We start from the raw sequence: 21697 nt of genomic DNA, 5'->3' as shown, positions 1-21697 counted from the left end.
TTAGTGAAATTCGGGTAGACTTTGGTTTATCCGAATTTTTTTTAAATAGAATTTATATAAGAAACAAGGTTGTCATCTCTTTGTAAATCTAGTTTTTTTCTGAGACGATATCTAGCTTTATTTACACTGTCTGGTGATATACCAAGTAGATCGGCCATTTCCTTTGTAGAAAAATTAAGTTTTACTAGAGCGCATAATTTCAATTCATTTCTGCTCAGGTTTTTGTGTTTTATTCCCAGTCTTTCGTAAAAAGAACTATTTACTTGGATAAATCTAGCCTCAAACTCATCCCAGGTTTTGGTAGAATTGACCTTTATGGTACTTTTTATTTTGTCAACAGAAGAAAAATTATGTTTGTTTACTTCATCTAAACCTTTTTTTATTTCCTCTAATAATTTGTCTTTTTCTATTAATTGAAGTGCAGTAACAGCTAGTTCTTTTTTCTTAATTTCAATTGCTGCCAAGGCTCTTTCTTCAGTCAGTTTTTTCTCTATGTGGTGTTTTTTTCTCAATAATTTAATCACAATAAATGCAGAAATAATTAAAATTACGATTAATAGGATAGAGAATAATAATTGAGAATTCAGAGTTGCTTTTTGGGCATTGACTAATTTTAATTCTTGTTCTTTTTTGATTCTATTGTTAGCAATAATCGATTTTCTATATGAATCTTTTATTTCAAATAATTGTTTGTTTCGTTCGCTTTGGCTTCCAAATAAACTATCGCCAAGGGTTTTGGCTTCGTTAATCTGTTCGTAAGCTAGTTTGTAGTTTCCAAGTTCTTTATAAAGCAGTGATGTTTTTTCTAATAAACCTACTCTAAGTCCCAATCTGATTTTTTGTTCAGAAATTAACTGTAAGCTTTTTTTGTAAGATTGTAATGCAGCTTTTGTTCGATTTTGCTTCGCGTACAAATCACCCAACATAGAGTATATGATGGATCCATAATTATGCTTTTCTGGAATTTCCTTCAAAAGAGAAGAAATTAATTTTTCAGAAGCTTTATAATCGCCAGTAAGAGTATACAGATGCGCTTGCTCTGTAAGTACATAAATTTGGCTTTTTAAAGGGGTATGTAGTGAGTCAAGAATTATTTTACTAACCGTGAGGTATTGTTGCGCTAATTTATATTCTTGATTCATTCTATAGGTAAGCGCTGCGGTATAATAAAGATTGGATTTTTCTTTCGGATTGCTATACATGCCAGATTTTTTAGCATTATATAACATGGAATCAATAGCAGAAATAGCTTTGGTTTTTTTATTAAAAATGGAGTATAAAAGGGTCAGGTTTTTATAGGCATCGTATTTTATTTTTGGGTTTTGTAAAGAATCAGAAGTTTTTAAAACATCCCATATTTTGTCATATGCTTCTGGGTAATAAGCAAGTGAAGTAAGGTGCTTAGATTCTTTTAGATCTTGTTGAATTTTTAAAACAAGGCTGTCTTTAACAAAAATTGTATCTTTTGATTTCGCTGATGAAATAAATGAAAAACAGCATAAAAAAAATACAATCCATTGACGCATAAGCTATTTTATTTGTGAGGAAATTTAAGGTTACAAACTAAGAATAATATTTAATATAGCCTTGTTTCAACTAAAAAATCCCCTTACTTTTTAAGTAAGAGGATTTAGATTTAGATTTTTGTTAGAACAATTTTTTTCTTTTGTTTGTTCACCATTTCAGCATAGAAGTTTTTTAGGTCTGCATAGAACATGGGTGAAATAATAGGACTGTTAATAGCCTCTTCGGTTTTGATACTTATGCTGTTTCCATTAGCATTAATTAGAAACTTGTAGACTCCTAGATTTTCTGGTAAGCCAATTCCAAAAGTTTCTGGAATGGATTCAATCTGGTATCCGTCTGGTATTTTAATTGAAATAATGTTTTTTTCCTTCCATGGGCTACCGTAATCTACAGGGAATTTTCTGTCTTCTGTTTTAAACGGATTTACTCTTGTGGTAAAGAAAAATAAAGGATCTATGTACATTTTTCCGTTAATCACTTCAATGATATCGTCGCTCTCAAACTGAATCATTTGAGAAATAGGTTTGTATGGAAGATCTTTATTGCTAATTCTAAAATTATTGATTTCAACATGAAATTTGTTTTCTAGTTTTTGAATCAAATCTTCATCCTTTTTTTTGCCGTTTTTATTCCTGTAAGAAAAAGCCTTAAGTCCATCTATTTTACATCTAAGCAAACCTTTTACGTGAAAATTTTCGTCGATAGAGATACTCAAAGAGTTCGTTTCTTCAGAGTATTTTTTAGGAACTAAACTAATTGCCTTAGAACGCCCATCATCCGCAATCATTCTACCGTCCCAATTCAAGTCTCTTAACGGAAGGTTATTTGGTGAGCTGTATTTTTCTGTTGCATCCAATAGAATATAGCCAGATCCTTCAGCATGAACTGCTGCAATGACATAATTATATCCTTCTAAAGTTGGGAAAAATGGGATTCCATGGTCTCTGGTACTCAATAAAACAGGATTCGCTGTAAAGCCTGCTTCTCTTAGCATAGAGACTAACATTAGATTTATTTCTGCAACATTTCCAGATCCTTCTTTGTAAGCTTTCCGCACACCTTGGTTGGTGTATTTTCCTGAATATCCATTCCATTTTACCTTTGATTTAGCAAATTCTAAAATGGTGATTAATTTTTGTTGGTAGGTTGTTTTTCCTTCAAGAATTCTGGCTAGATCCTCTTTAAAATAATTGGAATATTTTAACTCTTGGCCAAAACTTGAGTTTTCAAAAATAGTTTTGCTTACTGATTCCCATGTGGTACTGTATTGTTCTGTATTTGAGTTTGGTAATCTAGTAGAACTTAGTTCGTATTTTACACCACCTCTATAGTTGTTGATACTACTCATATAGGGTTCATTGTCTCTAAGTGCAGGGATGTCTTTTTTACTATAAACCGTGTGTTTTGAAGTATGGTTAATTTTTTGATCGTCATAAGTGGTAGAAACAACATCCCCAGTTGATCTACTTTTATTCGTCCAACTGATACTTCTGTTTAAAGTTTCTTCTTGTGCTGGAATAAAGTAAAAGCCTTTGTTGCGTTTGCTAAAATTAAAGTATTCAGGAATCTCGGTAGAATAGTAAAGTTCTTTGATTGGTATTTCATATTGAAAGTCCAAATCACGAATATCCCAGTAGGGAGAAATTATTGTATAGCTGTATTCAATAATAGATCCTTCGTTTATATTAGGCATTGTAAATTTTTTATTTGCCCAAAATTTGTTAGTTTGATCATGAAAGACATTTTGAGAAGAAAGTTTTTCTTTTTTGATCTTGCCATTTTCAAGGTTATAAGTATAGGCTTTTATTTTATGTACCTCTTCATCGGTAGAGCCCGTTTCAGGGTCATAATAATTAATGGTTACTGTTGCATTATCAAAACCATCTTTATTATATATTTTGATAATTTCATGGACTTTGGTAACCAATTCAAAATTGAATTTCTGTTCGTTAAATACAAAATTTGTTTCTCGTTTTTTATAGAGATAGCATGCATTGGCAAGACTGTCTCTTGCATAAGAAGTTTCTTGAAGTTCTTCTTTTTGTATTTTTCCAAATTTTCTTTTTTGGGCAAATGTCAATGTTGTTACGAGTAACGTAACAAACAATAGTTGTAGGTTTTTCATGCTTATTTTTTAGTTAGTGCAATTCTTAGGTTATCGTATTTTGATATGGTTTTTAAAAAATTCCTATAAGTGTTATAAGATTCCTTAGGGAAAGTGCCATCATAAATTGATAGGCTTCTATGATAGGTAAAATGAGTTTCATCTATTTTTTCAAAATAAACTTCATAATGCCCAAAGTCATTTGTGATCTCTTTCTTTTCTGGTAAGTAGGAGGCTTGATAAGATGCAGGTATTTCAAAAGTATATGCATCAACATCCTTAAAGCCCCTAGAAATCTCAATAGGTAATTTTCTAGAAGCAACCCTAGGAGGTAGTTTTTGATACTTATTGAAAATATTAACTCTAAGGAGTAAATCGTTACCGGCAAAAGAGGCATAGTTGTTTATTTTAACCGCAACATGCTCATTAAAAATTATAGAATCTTTGTTGTTCTTAAACGTGTAAGACTCAAGTTTTAAATTATTGAGATTTTTCCAATAATTAGAGATATAATAGGTTTGTACTTCTTTCGGGTTGTTGTTTTCTAAATGATAATGTTGGTTGTATTGCGTACCCTTTGTTTCAATGTTTATATTGGCTGCAATATTTCCTTCTTCAGTTAAGTTTATTTTCCCTAATGTTTTTTGCAGATTGGTCGCATTTTTATAAATAGCTGTGTGTTTGATAAACCCTCCTTCTGGACTTAGTATCAAAGCATCTCTATCGTCTGTAAACGTACCAAGAAATCCAAAGGGTATCGTTTGGCTGGTACATTCTAACCAATAATCTTTTCCCTTATAAGGTAGATTTAATATTATATGATCTCCTTGGATAGAATGAAAATCTTTTTCAATATTTCTTTTGCTACTTTTGGAGTAGATTTCTGTATAATAAGATGTTATTCCAACGGCTTCTAATAGAGATTTAGTGTAGTTTGTAAGGCCTTTGCAATCTCCATAGCCTAATTTGTCAACATCATTGGAATACGCAGGTGTTAGTCCTCCAATACCATATTGAACACTTATATACCTTGTGTTTTGCTGAACGTAATTATAGATAAATTTAGCTTTTTCTAAGGTGTCTGTTATATGCTCTGTAAGTTTTTGAATTCTTGATTTGGCTTCGTCTGATAGATTGTTTTTTTCTTTGATCAAAACATCGTATTCCCACTTTCCAAATTCTTTCCAATTTGTGGCGCTTCCTTTTAAGCCTTTTATGGCATACGTATCTAACCCAAATAAAACGGTGGGAAATAATTTTGAAATGCTAGGAGCGTAACGCTCATATTGCTGCGCCTTTTGTTTGTTTATCTCATAACTAACTCTGGTTGGTTGTTTTGTTGATTGGATGTCAAAACCTTCAAAATTTCTTTCCTTTGTTCTTAAGTTAATTTCTTTAGGGTTTAGAATAGTATATAGGTTTTTTTCTACGGAAACATGAAAGCCTTCTATGGGAAACCAGCGTGCTATAGCACTTGTTGTATTGGTCTCAATTTCAGATTCTAGAACAACAGTATAAGGATAGGAACTAGCAGTATATTCTAAGTATTTATACCTGCCGTCAGAAGCTAATGTTCCACCATCTGTTGCAGTCACATCTTGGAATTTTGATTTGGAGTATTTTTTAATCTTTTTGCCAGCTGAATTATAAATTGTTGCTTGAAGGGCAATTATTTTTTGATGGTCGCTATAATAGAAAGTTCCATTTAGATTTCGTTTCCCTACTTTATTTAGGATGGTTACTATACGTTTCTTTTTAATTTTCATTTTGTCACTATCCTCAATAATAGCCGTAGTTTCGTTTAACCTAACAACAGCATTTGCATTTTCTTTTAATTCCTTTGGAATTAAAAATGAAGCTAACGAGATTTCTTGAGAAAGTAAGTCGGTATTTGATATCAGAAACACCAAAAAAAATAGGGGTAATTGTTGTAGTTTCATAGCTTGTTTTGAAGGTGTAAAAGTAATAAAATGAATTGTTAAAGGTTTGTTTTTTAACAAATGTTATTTTTACGTTTAACTGTGTTTTTCCGGAGTTTATTCCAAGTGAAATGGTACAGTTTGAAAAACGAAAACCCTATAGACTTGTATCTATAGGGTTGGGAGTATTGATAGTAGTAAATTAAGCCATTTTGATTTTTTTTCTTTTGTTGAAGTTAGAAAACACCTTAAAAGTATAGGAGACTAGAACACCAATTGCAACTGCGAAAATAAGATCCCAAAACACGGTTAAGGTTAAAACTAGAAGCATCACGATAGTGTCTTTTACGGGTTGGGAATGAAGACTTTTTAAACCCTTTTTATCCAAAACACCGATTCCCACAGTCACTAATATTCCTGCAAGTACTGCGTTAGGTATATGCGAGGCAAGTGGACCTAATAACATCAAGAAACATAGAAGTAATACAGCGGCTACCATACCTGATACCCTAGATTTTCCACCAGCATCTATATTGACAACCGTTCTGATGGTGGCTCCAGCACCTGGAATTCCTCCAAATATAGCGGCTATGGAGTTTCCTATTCCTTGTCCAATTAATTCTTTGTTACTGTTGTGTTTTGTGTCTGTCATATTATCTGCCACTACAGAGGTTAATAAAGAGTCTATTGTTCCTAAAAGAGCCAAAGAAAGCGCTGTCAAAAAATATGGAGAAAAAGAAGCTATTGAAAAACTTGTAAAAAGATCGAAGTTTAGTTTAGGAAATCCGGATGGGATATTTCCTATTATTCCGAAAGATTCGGCTGGAAGAAATAGAATAGAAAAAATACTAACGCTTAACAATGCAACTAAAGTGCTAGGTACAGCCTTTGTAATTCTTTTAAATCCATATATGATTGCAATAGTTGCCACAGCAAGCAAAAATTCTATTGTATTGATATGTGTGATTGCGTATGGTATTGTTTTGATAGAGGCTATGACACCTCCAGTTTTAAATCCTAATACATTTGGAAGTTGGGTAATTAAGATGATACAACCAATTCCGCTCATAAATCCGGATACTACGGATGCAGGTATGTATTTGATAAGCGTACCTAATTTTAAGATGCCAAAAAGAATTTGAAATAAGCCTGCTGCAAAAAACACAAAAAGTATAAGTGGTAAAGCTTTAGAAATATCACCGTTATTTGCATGAAGTATGGTAGCTACTGCAACTAAACTTACAGCGGTCATGGGGGCTGTTGGGCCGCTTATTTGTGTGGAGGTACCTCCAAATAATGCAGCGAAAAATCCTATAAATATGGCTCCATATAATCCAGCTGACGCCCCTAAACCTGATTGTAATCCGAATGCGAGTGCTAGAGGTAACGCTACGATTCCTGCGGTTATTCCTCCTAATAAATCTCCTTTAAAATTTTGTAACATAGTCTTGTGATTTTGATACTGTAAAATTATTAAACCACATTGTTAAAAAAAGACTAAAAAGTCTTTTTAACGAAAACGATATATTAATAAATTCACTTATTTAAAGGGATGAATTTGATAGAGTTCAAAAGAAAAGCCCTTTTCAAATGAATGAAAAGGGCTTTTGATATTTGAGTTAAATGTAGTTTTATAAACTAGCTTTTAAGAATTCTCTGTTCATACGAGCAATATTTTCTAAAGAAATTCCTTTAGGGCATTCTACCTCACATGCACCTGTATTCGTACAGTTTCCGAAACCTTCATCATCCATTTGCTGAACCATGCTTAAAACTCTTTCAGTTGCTTCCACTTGCCCTTGTGGTAATAAAGCATACTGCGATACTTTGGCTCCAACAAATAGCATTGCAGAAGAGTTTTTACAAGTTGCAACACAAGCACCACATCCGATACAAGTTGCAGCATCCATTGCCTTGTCTGCATCAATTTTAGAAATAGGCGTAGCATTGGCATCTTGTGTATTTCCAGAAGTGTTTACAGAGATATAACCACCTGATTGTTGAATTCTATCAAAAGCAGTACGGTCTACAACTAAATCTTTAATTACAGGGAAAGCTGTAGCTCTAAATGGCTCAATATGGATTGTATCTCCATCTTTGAAAGAACGCATGTGTAACTGACAAGTAGTGATTCCTCTATCAGGTCCATGAGCTTCACCATTGATGTACATAGAACACATACCGCAAATTCCTTCACGACAATCGTGGTCAAATGCAACAGGCTCTTCACCTTTATTGATCAATTGTTCATTCAAGACATCCATCATTTCTAAGAACGACATATGCTCTGAAATATCAGTTACTTTATAATCCACTAATTGACCTTTGTCATCAGCGTTTTTTTGTCTCCAGATTTTTAGTGTTAAATTCATAGTGTCTTCTTATTTGTATGAACGTTGTTTTAGTTCAATGTCATTAAATTCTAATTCTTCTTTATGAAGTACCGCATCTCCAGGTTCTCCTTTGTATTCCCAAGCAGAAACATAAGCAAAATCTTTATCGTTACGTTTTGCCTCTCCTTCTTGTTCTCCGTCTAATTCAACAGATTCTTCTCTAAAGTGACCTCCACAAGATTCGTTTCTGTTCAAGGCATCTTTAGCAAATAATTCTCCTAATTCTAAGAAATCTGCAACTCTTGTTGCTTTTTCTAATTCCGGGTTCATTTCGTTAGAGTTTCCAGGTACAGTTACGTTTTTCCAGAAGTCTTCACGTAAAGCTTTGATTTCAGCCATTGCTTCTTTCAAGCCTTTTTCATTACGAGACATTCCTACTTTGTCCCACATGATTTTTCCTAACTTCTTGTGGTAATAATCTACTGAGTGTTTTCCTTTGTTCGTCACAAAGAAATTAATCAATTCTTTAACTGATTTTTCAGCCTCATCAAATTCTGGGGAATCTGTTGGGATTTTTCCAGTTCTAATATCATCAGATAAGTAATCTCCGATAGTGTAAGGCAATACGAAGTATCCATCAGCCAAACCTTGCATTAAGGCAGATGCTCCAAGTCTGTTTGCTCCGTGATCAGAGAAGTTTGCTTCTCCAATACAGTAACATCCTGGGATGGTAGTCATCAAGTTGTAGTCTACCCAAACACCACCCATAGTGTAGTGAGTTGCTGGGTAAATCATCATTGGAGTTTTGTATGGATTCTCATCAACGATTTTCTCATACATTTGGAATAAGTTTCCGTATTTCGCTTCAACAACAGCTTGACCTAAGTCATATATTTCTGATGCCGATGCATTGTCAATACCTTTGATTTTAGCCTGTTCTTTTCCGTAACGCTCAATTGCCGCTGCGAAATCTAAGTATACAGCTTCTCCAGTTGCATTTACTCCGTAACCAGCATCACAACGTTCTTTTGCCGCTCTTGAAGCAACATCACGAGGTACTAAGTTACCGAATGCAGGATATCTTCTTTCTAAGTAATAATCTCTATCTTCTTCAGCAATTTCAGTCGCTTTTAACTTTCCTTCTTGAATTGCTTTTGCATCCTCTAATTTAGCAGGAACCCAGATACGACCATCATTACGTAAAGACTCTGACATCAAAGTCAATTTAGATTGATAGTCACCTGATCTAGGAATACAAGTTGGGTGAATTTGAGTATAACAAGGGTTCGCGAAGAATGCTCCTTTTTTATGAATTTTCCAACCAGCTGTAACGTTAGATCCCATGGCGTTTGTAGAAAGGAAGTATACATTTCCATATCCTCCAGATGCAATTACTACTGCATGAGCAGAATGACGTTGAATTTCACCAGTAATCATGTTACGAGCAATAATTCCTCTTGCTTTTCCGTCTACCAAAACTACATCTAGCATTTCGTGACGGTTGTGCATTTCTATCTTTCCACGAGCAATCTGACGGTTCATGGCAGAATAAGCTCCTAATAATAATTGTTGTCCTGTTTGACCTTTAGCATAAAAAGTACGAGATACCAATACCCCACCAAATGAACGGTTGTCTAACAATCCTCCATAGTCACGTGCAAAAGGAACCCCTTGAGCAACACATTGGTCAATAATATTTCCAGATACTTCTGCTAAACGGTGCACGTTTGCTTCACGAGAACGGTAATCACCACCTTTTACAGTGTCATAAAATAATCTGTAAGTAGAGTCACCATCACCTTGATAGTTTTTAGCAGCATTGATTCCTCCTTGTGCAGCAATAGAGTGTGCTCTACGAGGTGAATCTTGGTAAGCAAATGCTTTTACGTTATATCCTAACTCAGCTAAAGAAGCAGCAGCAGAACCACCGGCCAATCCTGTTCCTACAACAATAACATCAATGTTACGCTTGTTCGCAGGGTTTACTAAGTCGATTTTGTCTTTGTAAGTTGTCCACTTATCTTTAATTGGACCTTTAGGAATTTTTGAATTTAAAGTCGTCATATGTATATAAGATTAATGGTTTAAGAAATGAAATACTGCTACTAAAACAAATCCAGCAGGGATAATAATAGAGTATAGTTTACCTGCAGCTTTCACTGTTTTTGTGTATTTGTTGTTGAATCCCATTGACTGGAAAGCCGATTGAAATCCGTGTGCTAAATGCAATCCTAACAATACGAAAGAAACCACATAAGCAAGTACACGTAATGGATTTACAAATTTATGTTGTAATTCTTCAAAGTATCTAAAGTCTTGAGTACCTTCAAGTAAACCACTCATGTCTCCATGAATATATTTTGTGTTTAGTTCAGGAATCCAAAAATCAATAAAGTGTAAAACGATAAAAGCAAGAATTACCAATCCGCTGTAAATCATGTTTCTTGAAGTCCAAGTTGAGTTGGCAGCTCCATTGTCTTTTGCATACTTTACTGCAGTTGCTTTTTTGTTTTTTAATTCTAATACAAATCCCATTACAAAATGAAATACAACACCAAAAATTAAGATAGGCTGTAATACAAATTGAACCATTGGGTTTGTTCCCATAAAGTGAGATAAATGGTTGAATAATGTTTCGCTAAATAATGAAGTTAAATTAACCGATAAATGCATTATTAAGAAAAAGATAAGGAACAGTGCTGACAGTGCCATGGCCACTTTCCTTGCAATTGATGAAGATAGAAATCCGCTCATTTTTAATTTAGTTTTATGAATCGCACAAATGTACTACTTAGATTTTCTTTTGAGAAAAAAAGACACTGTTTTTTTGCTTATTTAGAATGGTTTTAAGAAAACGATTTCGTGCCCATTATCTCAGTGATTAGTAGCTATTTGGTTTTTGGTTCTTTTGATGAATTCGGGGTGTTTTAATTGTTTTATTTACATTTTAAAAAACGAATAACTGCGTATTTATACGTAGTTATTCGTTTGTTTCATGGCTAATTATAAGGCCAAATCATTGGAATTAGAATGATGCTAACGATAAAAAAGATACCTAATAGGATGGCTCCACTTTTAAGATAATCTGTGAATTTATAGTTACCTGCATTCATAACCATTGTGTTTGTAGGGGTTCCAAAAGGTGTTAAAAATGCTGTGGAAGCACTTACCGCCAAGGCCATCATAAATGGATGTGGAGAATATCCTAATTCTAACGAAGCTACCAATACGATTGGCGCCATTAAAATTGCAGTTGCAGTGTTACTCATTACCTGACTTAGGAATGAGGTGATTAGAAATATTCCGGCTAAAAAGTAGGTAGGATGCATATCTCCTAAAAGGGTAATCATAGAGTCCGCAATGTATTTGGCACCACCTGTTTTTTGCAAGGCAACACCCATCGGAATCATACCTGCCATGATAATAATTACATTCCAGTTAATTGCTCTGTAAGATTGGTTCATGTTGATACAACCTCCTGCAATCATTATAAACGCGGTTAGCATAACGGTAATTGAAGAAGAAAAAGGTCCCCAAATAAACATAGATACCATAAACACCATGGCTAGAATTGAAATAACTCCTTTTCTGGTGATTTTACCAACTTCTTTCGATAATTCTTCTGGGGATCCAATGATTAAGAAATCTCTACTTTCTTCTTGAATCGCTTTAATGTCTTCCCATTTGGCTCTTACCAAAATAGAATCTCCTTCTTGCAGGTCAAATTCTCTGCCTCTAATACGTCTGTTGTGCCTGTTCAAAGCCATAACCTGAACATTGTATTTTTCTCCAAATCGCCCAGTGTTAATATGTCTTCCTTTATAGCTAGATTTTGGAGCGACAATCAATTCACAAATACCAACTTCATCAGAAAGTACATTTTGTTTTACAAACTCGCCATCAACTTCTTCAAGCTTTGTAGCAGCAACATTGTGTTTGTCAATAAATCTATTGATACGCATTTCGCTACAATTCACTAAAAGTTCATCTCCTGCTTTGAAGGCTCTATCAAGATCTGGAAATTCGTCTGGTTCAGATTTTTTAAAACCTACTTTTTTAAGGAAAGAGGTTGTAGAGTCTTCTTGAGGAATAATTTTTATAATATTTACTCCCATTGTAGAACCAAGTTTCATCTGTTTGATCGTCTGTCCAATTGCAGAAGAATTGGGTCTAATTCTAACTTTCCAAAACCCTTCGAACAATTGATAAGAATCTTCGATATTCTGAATAGATTCGTCAATATCTTCCATTCTTCTAGATTCGTTGTTTGGAAGTAATTTTGTTCCAAAATATCTCATGTAAACAACAGTTAGAAGAAGTAGCGGAACTCCAATTAATGAAAATTCAAAGAATCCGAATTCTGGAATACCTGCATCAATCATGGCTTGGTTGGTAACAATATTAGTTGGTGTTCCTGTCAAGGTTAACAAACCACCTGTTGCCGCGGCAAATGATAATGGAATCAACATTTTAGAAGCTGGAGTTTTTAAACGCCAGGCTGCAGCAATAATTACGGGCATCAAGGACGCTACAGTTCCAGTATTACTCATAAATGCAGAGAGAATTGCAGAGCCAATAATAATCAAAACTAAAAGCTTATTTGAATTGTTTTTTGAAAGTTGAATGATTTTGTTTCCTAGCCAAGAGGTAAGTCCCGCTCTACTCATCGCTTCTCCAACAATAAATAGTCCTGCAATCAGGATGATACTAGAGTTGCTAAAGCCTGAAAAAGTTTCGTTTACTGTTAAAACCCCTGTCATGCTTAGTGCCATCATACTGGTGAGGGCAACGATATCAGGTCTTATCTTTCCTGAAACGAAAAGAACGATTGTGATTGCTAAAATGATAAATGTAATTTCCATAATTCTGATGTTTATTCTACAAATTTATACCTAACAAAAATGGACAATTATGATATATGTCACTTCTGTTATTGCGGCGTTTTAATGATGTTATTGAAGGCTTGTAACCTCTTGTTTTCTAGCTACGAATACGATATCGTAGATAATTTCAAATATTTATATCTTTTTTTGGTTTGAGTTTATCAAGCATTTAGGATTGTTCCATTCGCCTTTATATTCTTCTAAATTTATTTGTTCTCCGTAACAATTTTGATAGTTGCCTGAGGAGTCTTTTTTTAGGATTATTAATTTACCTTCGTTTATATGCTGGATAACGATCTCAATAAGTTCCTTTTTGGGGGCTTTTTTGTTTTCTTTGAAAATTGAGATGCCAACTTGGTTGTTGTATAAGTCCATTTCCGAAGAGGCCTCATCAGGAATAGTGCCGTCTTCTAGTTTGTTTTTTTTATAATATTTGTAGTTTCCTTTTTCGTGTGCTTTGCCTAAGCTTTTTGCAGATCGTTTTCCGATCTTTTGTGATAAGGTTGCCATCCAATAGGCATGTCTAAAAGCATCTACTTGACCTCCGTTTTTATCTCCATCTAATAGATTTGTAGTTGCAATAGAGTCTGCTGTTTTTTGTGCCGCAATTGAAGCTTTATAGGCTTTTTTCGCTTTGAAAGGATGAAAAATGACCCAGCACTTTTCTGCAGACGAGAGTTTTTTAAACCCAGATGCTTTGGACTGTCCAAAACTTATGTTTAAGCAAATTAGAATACATAGAGAAGAGAGGTGTTTTTTCAAGGCAATGCTAAATTAAATCTAACAATACAAATTTATGGAATTGTAGGTATAGTTTGGGTTAAGGTTTTATATTTTTACGAGACAAAATTTTTATTATGAAATACGATCCAATCAGCAGTAGTTTATTTGTTAAAAATAGAAACAAGTTCGTGTCTCAATTGAAGCCAAATTCAATTGCGTTTTTCAATTCAAACGATATCTATCCGGTGAGCGCCGATAGTACTTTGCCTTTTGCTCAGCATAGAGATATATTTTATTTGACAGGTGTTGATCAAGAAGAAAGTGTCTTGTTTTTGTGTCCGGATGCTAAGAAAAAAGAATATCGTGAGATTTTGTTTGTGAGAGAGACAAATGAACATATTGCGATTTGGGAAGGTGCAAAATTGACCAAGTCAGAAGCTACCAAAACTTCTGGTGTGGAGACTGTACTTTGGTTGGATGATATGAATGCAGTTTTGTCTGAATTGATGCTGGAGGTTGAGAATGTTTATGTTAATATCAATGGTCATTATAGAGCAAAGGTAGAGACAGAGACAAGAGAAGATAGATTTATAAAAAAGGTTAAAAAAAATTTTGGTGGTAAAAATTACGAAGAAAGTAATCCTATTTTACAAAGAATAAGATCTGTGAAAGAGGTAGAAGAACTAGAATTGATTCAAAAGGCTTGTGATATTACTGAAAAAGGATTCAGAAGGCTGCTATCTTTTGTGAAACCAGGCGTTTGGGAGTACGAGATTGAAGCGGAATTGATTCATGAGTTTATAAAAAATAGATCTAAAGGTTTTGCTTATACACCAATTGTGGCTTCTGGGAACAATGCCAATGTGTTGCATTATATTGAAAACAATCAACAGTGTAAGTCTGGTGAATTGATATTGATGGATGTAGCTGCGGAATACGCAAATTATTCTTCGGATCTCACAAGAACGATTCCGGTTTCAGGTAGGTATACTGAACGTCAGAAAGAAGTGTACAATGCAGTCAATAAAATTAAAAAAGCCGCTACAAAAATGTTGGTTCCAGGCACTATCTGGAAAGACTATCAAGAAGAAGTTGGTAAATTGATGACATCTGAATTGATTGATTTAAAGTTGATAGATAAAATAGACGTGAAAAATCAAGATCCTGAATGGCCTGCTTATAAAAAATATTTTATGCATGGAACTTCTCATCATATGGGGTTGGATACTCATGATTATGGAGTTTTGACAGATCCAATGCAAGAAAATATGGTGTTTACGGTAGAGCCAGGTATTTATATCCCAGAAGAGGGGTTTGGAATTAGGTTAGAAGATGATGTGGTGATTCAAAAAGCAGGAGCTCCATTAAATTTGATGGCTAATATTCCTATTGAAGTAGAAGAAATTGAAGAATTAATGAATTCGTGAAAATGAAAGTTTCTTTATGATTTTCTAAAAGTGTACTTTTGCGATCTTATACAATAGAGGAGTAATTTTAGATATTAGAATATGAAAAAAATAACAGTAATCGGTGGTGGAAATATGGGATTCACATATGCGGAATCTATATACAATTCTCAATTGGAAGCGTCTATTCAAGTTTTGGAAAAGTCTCAAGAGAGAATTGAGGAAATAAATGCTTTGCAAACTATTTCTGCTGGAGATAATTTTGAAGTATTGAAAGATGCGGATGTTATTTTTTTGGCTGTGAAGCCTCAGATAGCTCCATTAGTGTTTGAAGAGATAAAGCATTTGATGAATGAGAATCAATTGGTTGTGTCAATTATGGCAGGAACAACAATTGAAACAATTCAAAAAGGGTTAGGTTTGGATAAAGTAGTAAGAGCGATGCCTAATTTACCTGCTCAAGTAAAACTTGGAATGACTACTTATGTTGGTTCAGATCAGGTTTCTAAAGAAGAGCTTGATTTGGTTGCTGCGATTTTAAAAACAACTGGTGATGCGGTTTTAGTGGCTAGTGAAGATGATATTGATAAATCGACAGGGGTTTCTGGAAGCGGACCTGGTTTTGTTTTTTACATGATGAATGCCATGGTTACGGCAGCAGAAAATCTTGGTTTTACTGCAGAGCAATCTAAAGTACTGGTGTCTCAGACTTTTGGAGGTGCTGTAAAGTTATATGAAGAGAATGATATCTCGTTAACAGAATGGATGGATAGAGTTTCCTCAAAAGGAGGTACTACTATTGCTGGATTAAACCATTTAGCGGCTGCTAGTGTGGGGCCAGAGATTCAAAAATGTGTTGAAACTGCGGTTGCCAGAGCTTTTGAATTAGGAGGTAAAAAACTGTAAATATTTTATAGATGTTCGTTTCTTATAAAAATACAGAAATCCATTTTACAGAATCGGGTAAAGGGACTGCTGTTGTTTTATTGCATGGTTTTTTAGAGAATACAACAATGTGGAATACTACTATTGCCTTTTTGTCTCAGAGATATCGAGTTATTGCCATAGATTTGTTGGGGCATGGTTTGTCGGAAAACTTAGGCTATGTGCATACAATGGAGCAAATGGCGGAGGCTGTTCAAGAAGTTTTATATCATTTAAAAATTCGAAAATCATTTTTGATAGGTCATTCCATGGGAGGGTATGTTGCATTGGCGTTTGCTGAGTTTTTTCCGGATAATGTAAAAGGACTTTGTTTGTTGAATTCAACAAGTCGTGCTGATTCAGTTGAAAAGCAAATAGGTAGAGACAGAGCCATTCAAATTGTAAAAGAAAATCACACATCATTTATTAGAAATTCTATTCCAATGTTGTTTAGATCAAAGAATAGAAAGTTGTTTCGATCAGCAATAAATGAAGTGAAAAAGGAAGCTTTAAAAACTTCGAAACAAGGAATCATAGCTGCTTTAGAAGGGATGAAAATTAGAAATGACAGAGAGGTGTTATTGCATTTCGGTCCCTATCCAAAAATGATGATAATTGGTGAAAAAGATCCTGTATTAAAATTGGAAGATTTATTAGATCAGGTAACAGGAACAGAAACCGTTGTGCATAGGTTTTCAGAAGGACATATGTCTCATATTGAAAACAAAACTGAAATGCTTAGTGCAATTTTAGAATTTTTGAAAAAGAATTAATGCTTATTTTATGTAAAGCCAAGCGTCTTTTGCAATACTCTTTTTGATGATTTCTAAATGTTCAGCAGCTTCTTTTCTAGTGGTATAGCTTTCAAAGCTTACTTGAGTTAAGCCCCATTTATTAACTCCCACGATTTGAGCATTGAAGCCTTTTTTCTTTAATTGGTTTACTTTTTTTAAGGCGTTGGCTTTTTCTGAAAAAGCACCTGCAATTAAATGAAACTTTTTAGGGAGTTCTTTTTTAACAACATCAAGATTGATTTCTGGTAAAGGGTTGCTAATTACAAAAGTTGCTTCTTGTATTTTTCTAGAAACGGTTTCTTGGTATTCTTTAGCTAGAGTTGATGCTTTTTTCTGGTATACTGAGTTCCAGCTAAGAGCTCCAATAGTTAAAAAAGCTGCAACAGTAGCTGCATACTTCAAATAACCTGGTGATTTTCGTTTCTCAGAGGTTTCCAGTTGTGTTACCTTTTGTTTGTATTCTACGCGTTTTATTGCGTTTGATTGGAAGCTCCCAAGTCCGAAAGAACTTGCTAGGTAATTTGTTGTTTCAGTTGGAGCAAAAATGATTTTATTTTCATTGTTTAAACGTAACGTTCCAATAGTTTTTAGGTCTATAGGGTTGTTTTGTAGTAGTTTATTCCAATGAGAAACTGCTAGTTCAATTTTGGTAACCGCCTCTTCAAACGAAATGTTTTCTGATGCAGCAATGTAGTTAGCAAGTAGTCCATCATTGTTTACCAATTGACTATTGAAACTAAGTTTCTTAGTCGGAGGGGTAAATGTATGAGTGAATTGATCGATAGTAGATGAAATTGAATTTGAAACAAATCCTCCAAAACCAGGTACGATTACGCATTCGTAACGGTATAATAAATCACTGATGTATTTTGATAACTGCATAAAACAAATATATATAAAATCTTATTTGAGAATGATGATGTTATTAAAAAATTATGAACATTTATTTTGTAACTTATATATCAAATTGTTACAAGATGAAAGATGACGAATTATTATATGCCCTAGCCCTACAAAGGGTTAAAGGGGTAGGAGATATTATCGCAAAAAAGCTTATTGAGACCTGTGGAAGTCCAAAAAGTGTGTTTAAGGAGGGGGCTAATTCGTTGCAGAAAATAAATGGAGTTGGAGCTGTTTTATTGAAAAATATTTTCAATTCGGAGTGTTTGAATGAAGCGGAAAGAGAATTGGATTTTATTCAAAAACAAAAATTGAAAACCTGTTATTTTTTAGAAGAATCCTATCCGAAACATTTAAAAAATTGTATTGATGGTCCTTTTTTATTTTTTCAGGATGGAGATTTTGTTTTTGAGGATAAGAAAATATTGAGCATAGTCGGAACTCGTAATATGACAAATTATGGTAGAAATATTTGCAATGAATTAATTGCAGGTATTTCTTCCTATGATCCAATGATAATTAGTGGTTTTGCTTATGGTGTGGATATTTGTGCGCATCGTGCAGCGCTTGAAAATAATCTTCAAACCGTTGGCGTTTTTGCGCATGGTATGGATCAAGTGTATCCTAAAGTTCATAAAAAATATATGGCGAACATGTGTGAGCATGGTGGTTTTATTTCTGAGTTTTGGAGTGAGGAACAGCCATTGAAAGAAAATTTTTTAAAAAGAAATAGAATTGTGGCAGGTATCTCAGAAGCTACCATAGTTATTGAATCTGCAGCTAGGGGCGGTTCTCTGGCTACGGCAACTATTGCAAATTCTTATGGGAGAGATGTATTTGCGGTACCAGGTAGAAGTACTGATGTTTATAGTGCTGGGTGTAATCAATTGGTGAAATCTAATAAAGCCGCTTTGATTACTTCTGCTTCTGATTTGGTAGAAATGTTAGGGTGGAAAAAAGTAGTATCAAAAAAGGTGATTCAACCAACCTTGTTCCTTGACTTAAAAGAGGATGAGCAAAAGGTATTTGATTATTTAAGTCAGAGGAAAAAGGAACTACTTGATATTATTGCTTTAGAATGTGATATTTTAATTCATAAAACGGCTTCAATTTTGTTTCAGCTTGAGATGAAAGGCTTAATAAGACCACTTCCAGGGAAGCTTTTTGAAGTGATATAGCTGTCTTATTTTAATTCAATCAATTCAATGTTTCCAAAGTCTTTTCCTCGTTGTTGCTCAAATATTTGTATCAATTCTTTTAGTTTTTTTGGATGTGTTTCTGCAAGGTTAGTTTGTTGTCCTTTGTCTAGTGAAAGATCATAAAGTTGATATACGTTTGAGTTTCCAACTTCTATATTTACAGATTCAATAATTGCTTCTCCTTCATATGGAGGGATCATCACCCAGTTTTCATGTCGTAGGGCAGTGCGTGTAGTAGCTTCAATTATAAGGTTGGTTCTTCCTTTGTCAGAAGTTCCTAAAAAGGTATTGATCATTGCTTCACTGTCCTTGGTTTTGATGTCGCTGCCAACTAGTTGTGCTAATGAACTTAATAAGTCCATTTGACAGATGAGAGCATCGGAAGTTTTGGGTTTGATTTTGTTTTTCCAATAGGTAATAAAGGGAACATGTGTGCCAGCTTCGAATAAACTATATTTTCCGCCTCTAAATGGTCCCCATGGAGTATGTTTTCCAAGCTTTTCAACTGCTTCATCGTAATAACCATCATTAAGAACAGGTCCGTTATCACTAGAAAAGATAATCAATGTATTGTCAAGAATTCCTTCTGTTTTTAATGTGTTGATGAATTGTCCAATACACCAATCAGCTTCTAAAATTACATCTCCTCTAGGTCCTAAACCCGAAGCTCCTTTGAACCTTGGATGGGGTGTTCTCGGTACATGTGGTTGTTGCATGGCATAATAAAGAAAAAATGGATTTTCTTTATGTGATTTTACAAATTGTTGTGCTTTTTGCAAAAAATGATCTGCCATTTCTATGTCCTTCCATTTTGCGGCCTCTCCACCTTTCATGAATCCAATTCTGGGTATTCCGTTAACAATTGTGTTTTTGTGTCCGGTGTGCCATTTCATAGTTAAAAGTTCTGGATTGTCGGCTCCCGTAGGTTGCCCTTCGTAGTTGTGTTGATAGTTAACTTCAATAGGGTCTGTGGGGTCAAGGTTTACAACATTTCCGTTTTTTATATACACAGTAGGGACTCTATCTTGAGTGGCGGCCATGATATATGAATAGTCAAATCCAACTTCATTTGGACTCGGGGTAATTTTTTTGTTCCAATCAACAGAGCCGTTTCCTAATCCAAGATGCCATTTTCCTACAATTCCCGTAAAATATCCTTTAGTTTGAAGCATTTTAGGAATTGTGTTTTGCTCTGTTTTTATTAACAATGGTGCTGTTCCGGGTAGGATTTTTGCCTCTTTGTTTTTCCAAGGATATTCGCCTGTCAATAGTGCATATCTACTAGGGGTGCATGTTGCAGAACTAGCATAGCCATTTGTAAAACGTATTCCTCCATGGGCTAAAAAATCAATATTAGGGGTAGAAAGATGTTTCGCGCCATTTGCACTTATGTCTCCATAGCCAAGGTCATCTGTATAAATGATAACGATGTTAGGAAGTTTGTTCTCTGAGGTTTTTGTGGTTTCAGATTTCTTACAGGAAGTAAGAGTTATCAGTGTGAGTGCTAGGGTGTATAGTAATTGTTTCATTTTGTTTTTTAAGTGTGAAAACGTTGTGAAACAAAATTACAATATGTCAAATCTTACTAGAAGGGGGATTTTGATCTAAGGAGGGGGGTAATTCGAGTTTAAAATGAAAAGTACTTAACTGAAAAGATTTTTAAGGAAGTCGTTTTCAAATATTTTTTGAGGATCGATATTTTTTTTATGAGTGTCGAATGTATTCCATTGAGGATACAGGTTTGCTAATTCCTGGAAATTGTAAAAGTGTTTTTTTGCCCAATGTGGTCTTCCTTTATATTTTTTAAATATCTCATGTACTTTATAAAAGTAAGTATCGTGTTCAATTTCTTTTCCAAAAGGTTTGTATGAAATGATACCGATATAACAGGTCTCCCTTGCGTGTGCCATACTTAAAATAGCATCGTTTTTTGGAGCAAACCTAAGTTCTATAGGCATGTGGACTTTGAAGTTTTCTTTTGATATAAGTTCTCTAACTTCTGAGATAGCTTCTTTTGAGTGTTCTAAAGGGATTCCATACTCCATAACGGATTGTTTTACGTTGATGTCCAATGTGAACATCTTGTGAAAATCTCCAACTTCATAATTCCTTTTAGCAAACAATAAATGATGCATGAAATTATTTAGTTTTGGAACTAGTTTTGGCTGAAATGAGCTCAACCAAAGTCCTATTTCATGAATGATGTTTCCTTTAAGGATTCCGTCAATCCAGTTAGAAAATTTATCTTGTTTTGTAGGTGACTTTTGAGTTTTGTTGGCTTTCCATAATTGAACCTTATCTGTATGGGGTACCCACCAAAATCTTACATAATCATTTGAATGAATAAGTTGAAAGCTGTGGAGCATTTCATCAAAGGAGATACTTTTGGCGTTCACTTCTAAGTTATAAAAGGGTACGCATTGTATACAAACCTTTGAAATAACTCCGAGTGCACCCAGATTTATGATTGTTTGGTTGAACAGTGTTTGGTTTTCGGTTTTCTTGATTTTAATTATTTCTCCTTTGGAGTTTATAAGTTCTAAACTAATGATTTGCTGATCTAACGATCCGTATTTGATACCGGTTCCGTGTGTTCCTGTGCTTATGGCTCCAGCGATAGATTGCGGATCTATGGTTCCCATGTTTGCGAGAGCAGCATTGTTGTTCTTTAAGAATACACAGATGTCTTTAAGTGAAATACCTCCTTGAACCGTCAGAGAAAGCGTGTTTGGGTCAAAAGAAATTACGGAGTTGTATTTTTCTAATGATAATAGTATTCCAGAATGGGTTTCAGCAATTTTAGAGCAAGAATGCCCTGAGCCAACAAGTTTTATTTTTGATTTTTGGTCATACGCATCTTTTACGATTCCAATAATTTCTTGTTCAGAAGTTGGAAATAAAATTTGTTCTGGAAAAGAACTAAATGAATTTGACCAGTTTGTCCATTTTAATGTATGCATCAAAAGTGATTCAGTGTTGGTGCAA

At 34.3% G+C, this 21697-nt stretch carries 16 protein-coding genes; 4 read left to right on the top strand and 12 right to left on the bottom strand.

Translation table 11 applies throughout. The annotated features are described in order from the left end of the window. Nucleotides 1-41 precede the first annotated feature (41 nt). The 9 genes from AC2DZ0_RS10130 to AC2DZ0_RS10090 form a co-directional block, all read right to left on the bottom strand. Nucleotides 42-1526, bottom strand: coding sequence for a tetratricopeptide repeat protein (locus tag AC2DZ0_RS10130; protein WP_484641627.1), 1485 nt, complete (start codon nucleotides 1524-1526; stop codon nucleotides 42-44). Between the two features lie 110 nt (nucleotides 1527-1636). Next, a complete protein-coding gene (locus AC2DZ0_RS10125; RefSeq protein ID WP_484641626.1) occupies nucleotides 1637-3652 on the bottom strand; it encodes a DUF3857 domain-containing protein in 2016 nt (671 codons plus the stop codon). Between the two features lie 2 nt (nucleotides 3653-3654). Continuing rightward, nucleotides 3655-5571, bottom strand: coding sequence for a DUF3857 domain-containing protein (locus tag AC2DZ0_RS10120; RefSeq protein ID WP_484641624.1), 1917 nt, complete (start codon nucleotides 5569-5571; stop codon nucleotides 3655-3657). Nucleotides 5572-5752: 181 nt separating this feature from the next. Beyond that, nucleotides 5753-6994 (bottom strand): SulP family inorganic anion transporter, encoded by a 1242-nt coding sequence (locus AC2DZ0_RS10115; protein ID WP_484641622.1) that lies wholly within the window; start codon nucleotides 6992-6994, stop codon nucleotides 5753-5755. A 187-nt stretch (nucleotides 6995-7181) separates the two neighbouring features. After that, on the bottom strand, nucleotides 7182-7922 hold the full coding sequence (locus AC2DZ0_RS10110; protein ID WP_484489935.1) for a succinate dehydrogenase/fumarate reductase iron-sulfur subunit: 741 nt from the start codon (nucleotides 7920-7922) through the stop codon (nucleotides 7182-7184). Nucleotides 7923-7931: 9 nt separating this feature from the next. Further along, nucleotides 7932-9947, bottom strand: coding sequence for a fumarate reductase/succinate dehydrogenase flavoprotein subunit (locus AC2DZ0_RS10105; RefSeq protein ID WP_152285972.1), 2016 nt, complete (start codon nucleotides 9945-9947; stop codon nucleotides 7932-7934). A gap of 12 nt (nucleotides 9948-9959) precedes the next feature. Next, on the bottom strand, nucleotides 9960-10637 hold the full coding sequence (locus AC2DZ0_RS10100; RefSeq protein WP_484641620.1) for a succinate dehydrogenase cytochrome b subunit: 678 nt from the start codon (nucleotides 10635-10637) through the stop codon (nucleotides 9960-9962). Nucleotides 10638-10882: 245 nt separating this feature from the next. Then, on the bottom strand, nucleotides 10883-12745 hold the full coding sequence (locus tag AC2DZ0_RS10095; RefSeq protein ID WP_484641618.1) for an SLC13 family permease: 1863 nt from the start codon (nucleotides 12743-12745) through the stop codon (nucleotides 10883-10885). A gap of 156 nt (nucleotides 12746-12901) precedes the next feature. Then, nucleotides 12902-13528 (bottom strand): DUF6973 domain-containing protein, encoded by a 627-nt coding sequence (locus tag AC2DZ0_RS10090; protein ID WP_484641617.1) that lies wholly within the window; start codon nucleotides 13526-13528, stop codon nucleotides 12902-12904. A 95-nt stretch (nucleotides 13529-13623) separates the two neighbouring features. On the opposite strand from AC2DZ0_RS10090, the gene AC2DZ0_RS10085 reads away from it, so the two are divergent. The 3 genes from AC2DZ0_RS10085 (at nucleotide 13624) to AC2DZ0_RS10075 (ending at nucleotide 16592) form a co-directional block, all read left to right on the top strand. Further along, a complete protein-coding gene (locus tag AC2DZ0_RS10085; protein WP_484641615.1) occupies nucleotides 13624-14916 on the top strand; it encodes an aminopeptidase P family protein in 1293 nt (430 codons plus the stop codon). An 81-nt stretch (nucleotides 14917-14997) separates the two neighbouring features. Then, the gene (gene proC, locus AC2DZ0_RS10080) at nucleotides 14998-15801 is read left to right on the top strand and encodes a pyrroline-5-carboxylate reductase (protein WP_484641614.1); all 804 of its coding nucleotides are present in this window, start codon (nucleotides 14998-15000) and stop codon (nucleotides 15799-15801) included. Nucleotides 15802-15812: 11 nt separating this feature from the next. After that, nucleotides 15813-16592: an alpha/beta fold hydrolase gene (locus AC2DZ0_RS10075; protein ID WP_484641613.1), complete on the top strand. Its 780-nt coding sequence runs from the start codon at nucleotides 15813-15815 to the stop codon at nucleotides 16590-16592. 3 nt (nucleotides 16593-16595) lie between these two features. Here AC2DZ0_RS10075 and AC2DZ0_RS10070 read toward each other — a convergent pair whose 3' ends face one another. Next, a complete protein-coding gene (locus AC2DZ0_RS10070) occupies nucleotides 16596-17495 on the bottom strand; it encodes an HU domain-containing protein (protein ID WP_484641612.1) in 900 nt (299 codons plus the stop codon). Between the two features lie 95 nt (nucleotides 17496-17590). On the opposite strand from AC2DZ0_RS10070, the gene dprA reads away from it, so the two are divergent. Further along, nucleotides 17591-18691: a DNA-processing protein DprA gene (gene dprA / locus AC2DZ0_RS10065; protein WP_484641611.1), complete on the top strand. Its 1101-nt coding sequence runs from the start codon at nucleotides 17591-17593 to the stop codon at nucleotides 18689-18691. Between the two features lie 5 nt (nucleotides 18692-18696). Here dprA and AC2DZ0_RS10060 read toward each other — a convergent pair whose 3' ends face one another. Next, nucleotides 18697-20241: a sulfatase-like hydrolase/transferase gene (locus AC2DZ0_RS10060; RefSeq protein ID WP_484641609.1), complete on the bottom strand. Its 1545-nt coding sequence runs from the start codon at nucleotides 20239-20241 to the stop codon at nucleotides 18697-18699. Between the two features lie 114 nt (nucleotides 20242-20355). Next, entirely contained in the window at nucleotides 20356-21672 is a 1317-nt protein-coding gene (locus AC2DZ0_RS10055) for a D-arabinono-1,4-lactone oxidase (RefSeq protein ID WP_484641608.1), read from the bottom strand. Between the last annotated feature and the right edge of the window lie 25 nt (nucleotides 21673-21697).

It is taken from the genome of Flavicella sp. IMCC45668 (assembly GCF_057219105.1).
This window is presented reverse-complemented; position numbering and strand designations above follow the sequence as displayed.

What these genes read in the sequence shown, in the direction of transcription:
- AC2DZ0_RS10100 (WP_484641620.1), bottom strand. Translation starts at nt 10,637, where the DNA reads ATGAGCGGATTTCTATCTTCATCAATTGCAAGGAAAGTGGCCATGGCA.
- AC2DZ0_RS10085 (WP_484641615.1), top strand. Translation starts at nt 13,624, where the DNA reads ATGAAATACGATCCAATCAGCAGTAGTTTATTTGTTAAAAATAGAAAC.
- AC2DZ0_RS10120 (WP_484641624.1), bottom strand. Translation starts at nt 5,571, where the DNA reads ATGAAACTACAACAATTACCCCTATTTTTTTTGGTGTTTCTGATATCA.
- AC2DZ0_RS10060 (WP_484641609.1), bottom strand. Translation starts at nt 20,241, where the DNA reads ATGAAACAATTACTATACACCCTAGCACTCACACTGATAACTCTTACT.
- dprA (WP_484641611.1), top strand. Translation starts at nt 17,591, where the DNA reads ATGAAAGATGACGAATTATTATATGCCCTAGCCCTACAAAGGGTTAAA.
- AC2DZ0_RS10110 (WP_484489935.1), bottom strand. Translation starts at nt 7,922, where the DNA reads ATGAATTTAACACTAAAAATCTGGAGACAAAAAAACGCTGATGACAAA.
- AC2DZ0_RS10075 (WP_484641613.1), top strand. Translation starts at nt 15,813, where the DNA reads ATGTTCGTTTCTTATAAAAATACAGAAATCCATTTTACAGAATCGGGT.
- AC2DZ0_RS10055 (WP_484641608.1), bottom strand. Translation starts at nt 21,672, where the DNA reads ATGCATACATTAAAATGGACAAACTGGTCAAATTCATTTAGTTCTTTT.
- AC2DZ0_RS10125 (WP_484641626.1), bottom strand. Translation starts at nt 3,652, where the DNA reads ATGAAAAACCTACAACTATTGTTTGTTACGTTACTCGTAACAACATTG.
- AC2DZ0_RS10095 (WP_484641618.1), bottom strand. Translation starts at nt 12,745, where the DNA reads ATGGAAATTACATTTATCATTTTAGCAATCACAATCGTTCTTTTCGTT.
- AC2DZ0_RS10070 (WP_484641612.1), bottom strand. Translation starts at nt 17,495, where the DNA reads ATGCAGTTATCAAAATACATCAGTGATTTATTATACCGTTACGAATGC.
- AC2DZ0_RS10115 (WP_484641622.1), bottom strand. Translation starts at nt 6,994, where the DNA reads ATGTTACAAAATTTTAAAGGAGATTTATTAGGAGGAATAACCGCAGGA.
- proC (WP_484641614.1), top strand. Translation starts at nt 14,998, where the DNA reads ATGAAAAAAATAACAGTAATCGGTGGTGGAAATATGGGATTCACATAT.
- AC2DZ0_RS10105 (WP_152285972.1), bottom strand. Translation starts at nt 9,947, where the DNA reads ATGACGACTTTAAATTCAAAAATTCCTAAAGGTCCAATTAAAGATAAG.
- AC2DZ0_RS10130 (WP_484641627.1), bottom strand. Translation starts at nt 1,526, where the DNA reads ATGCGTCAATGGATTGTATTTTTTTTATGCTGTTTTTCATTTATTTCA.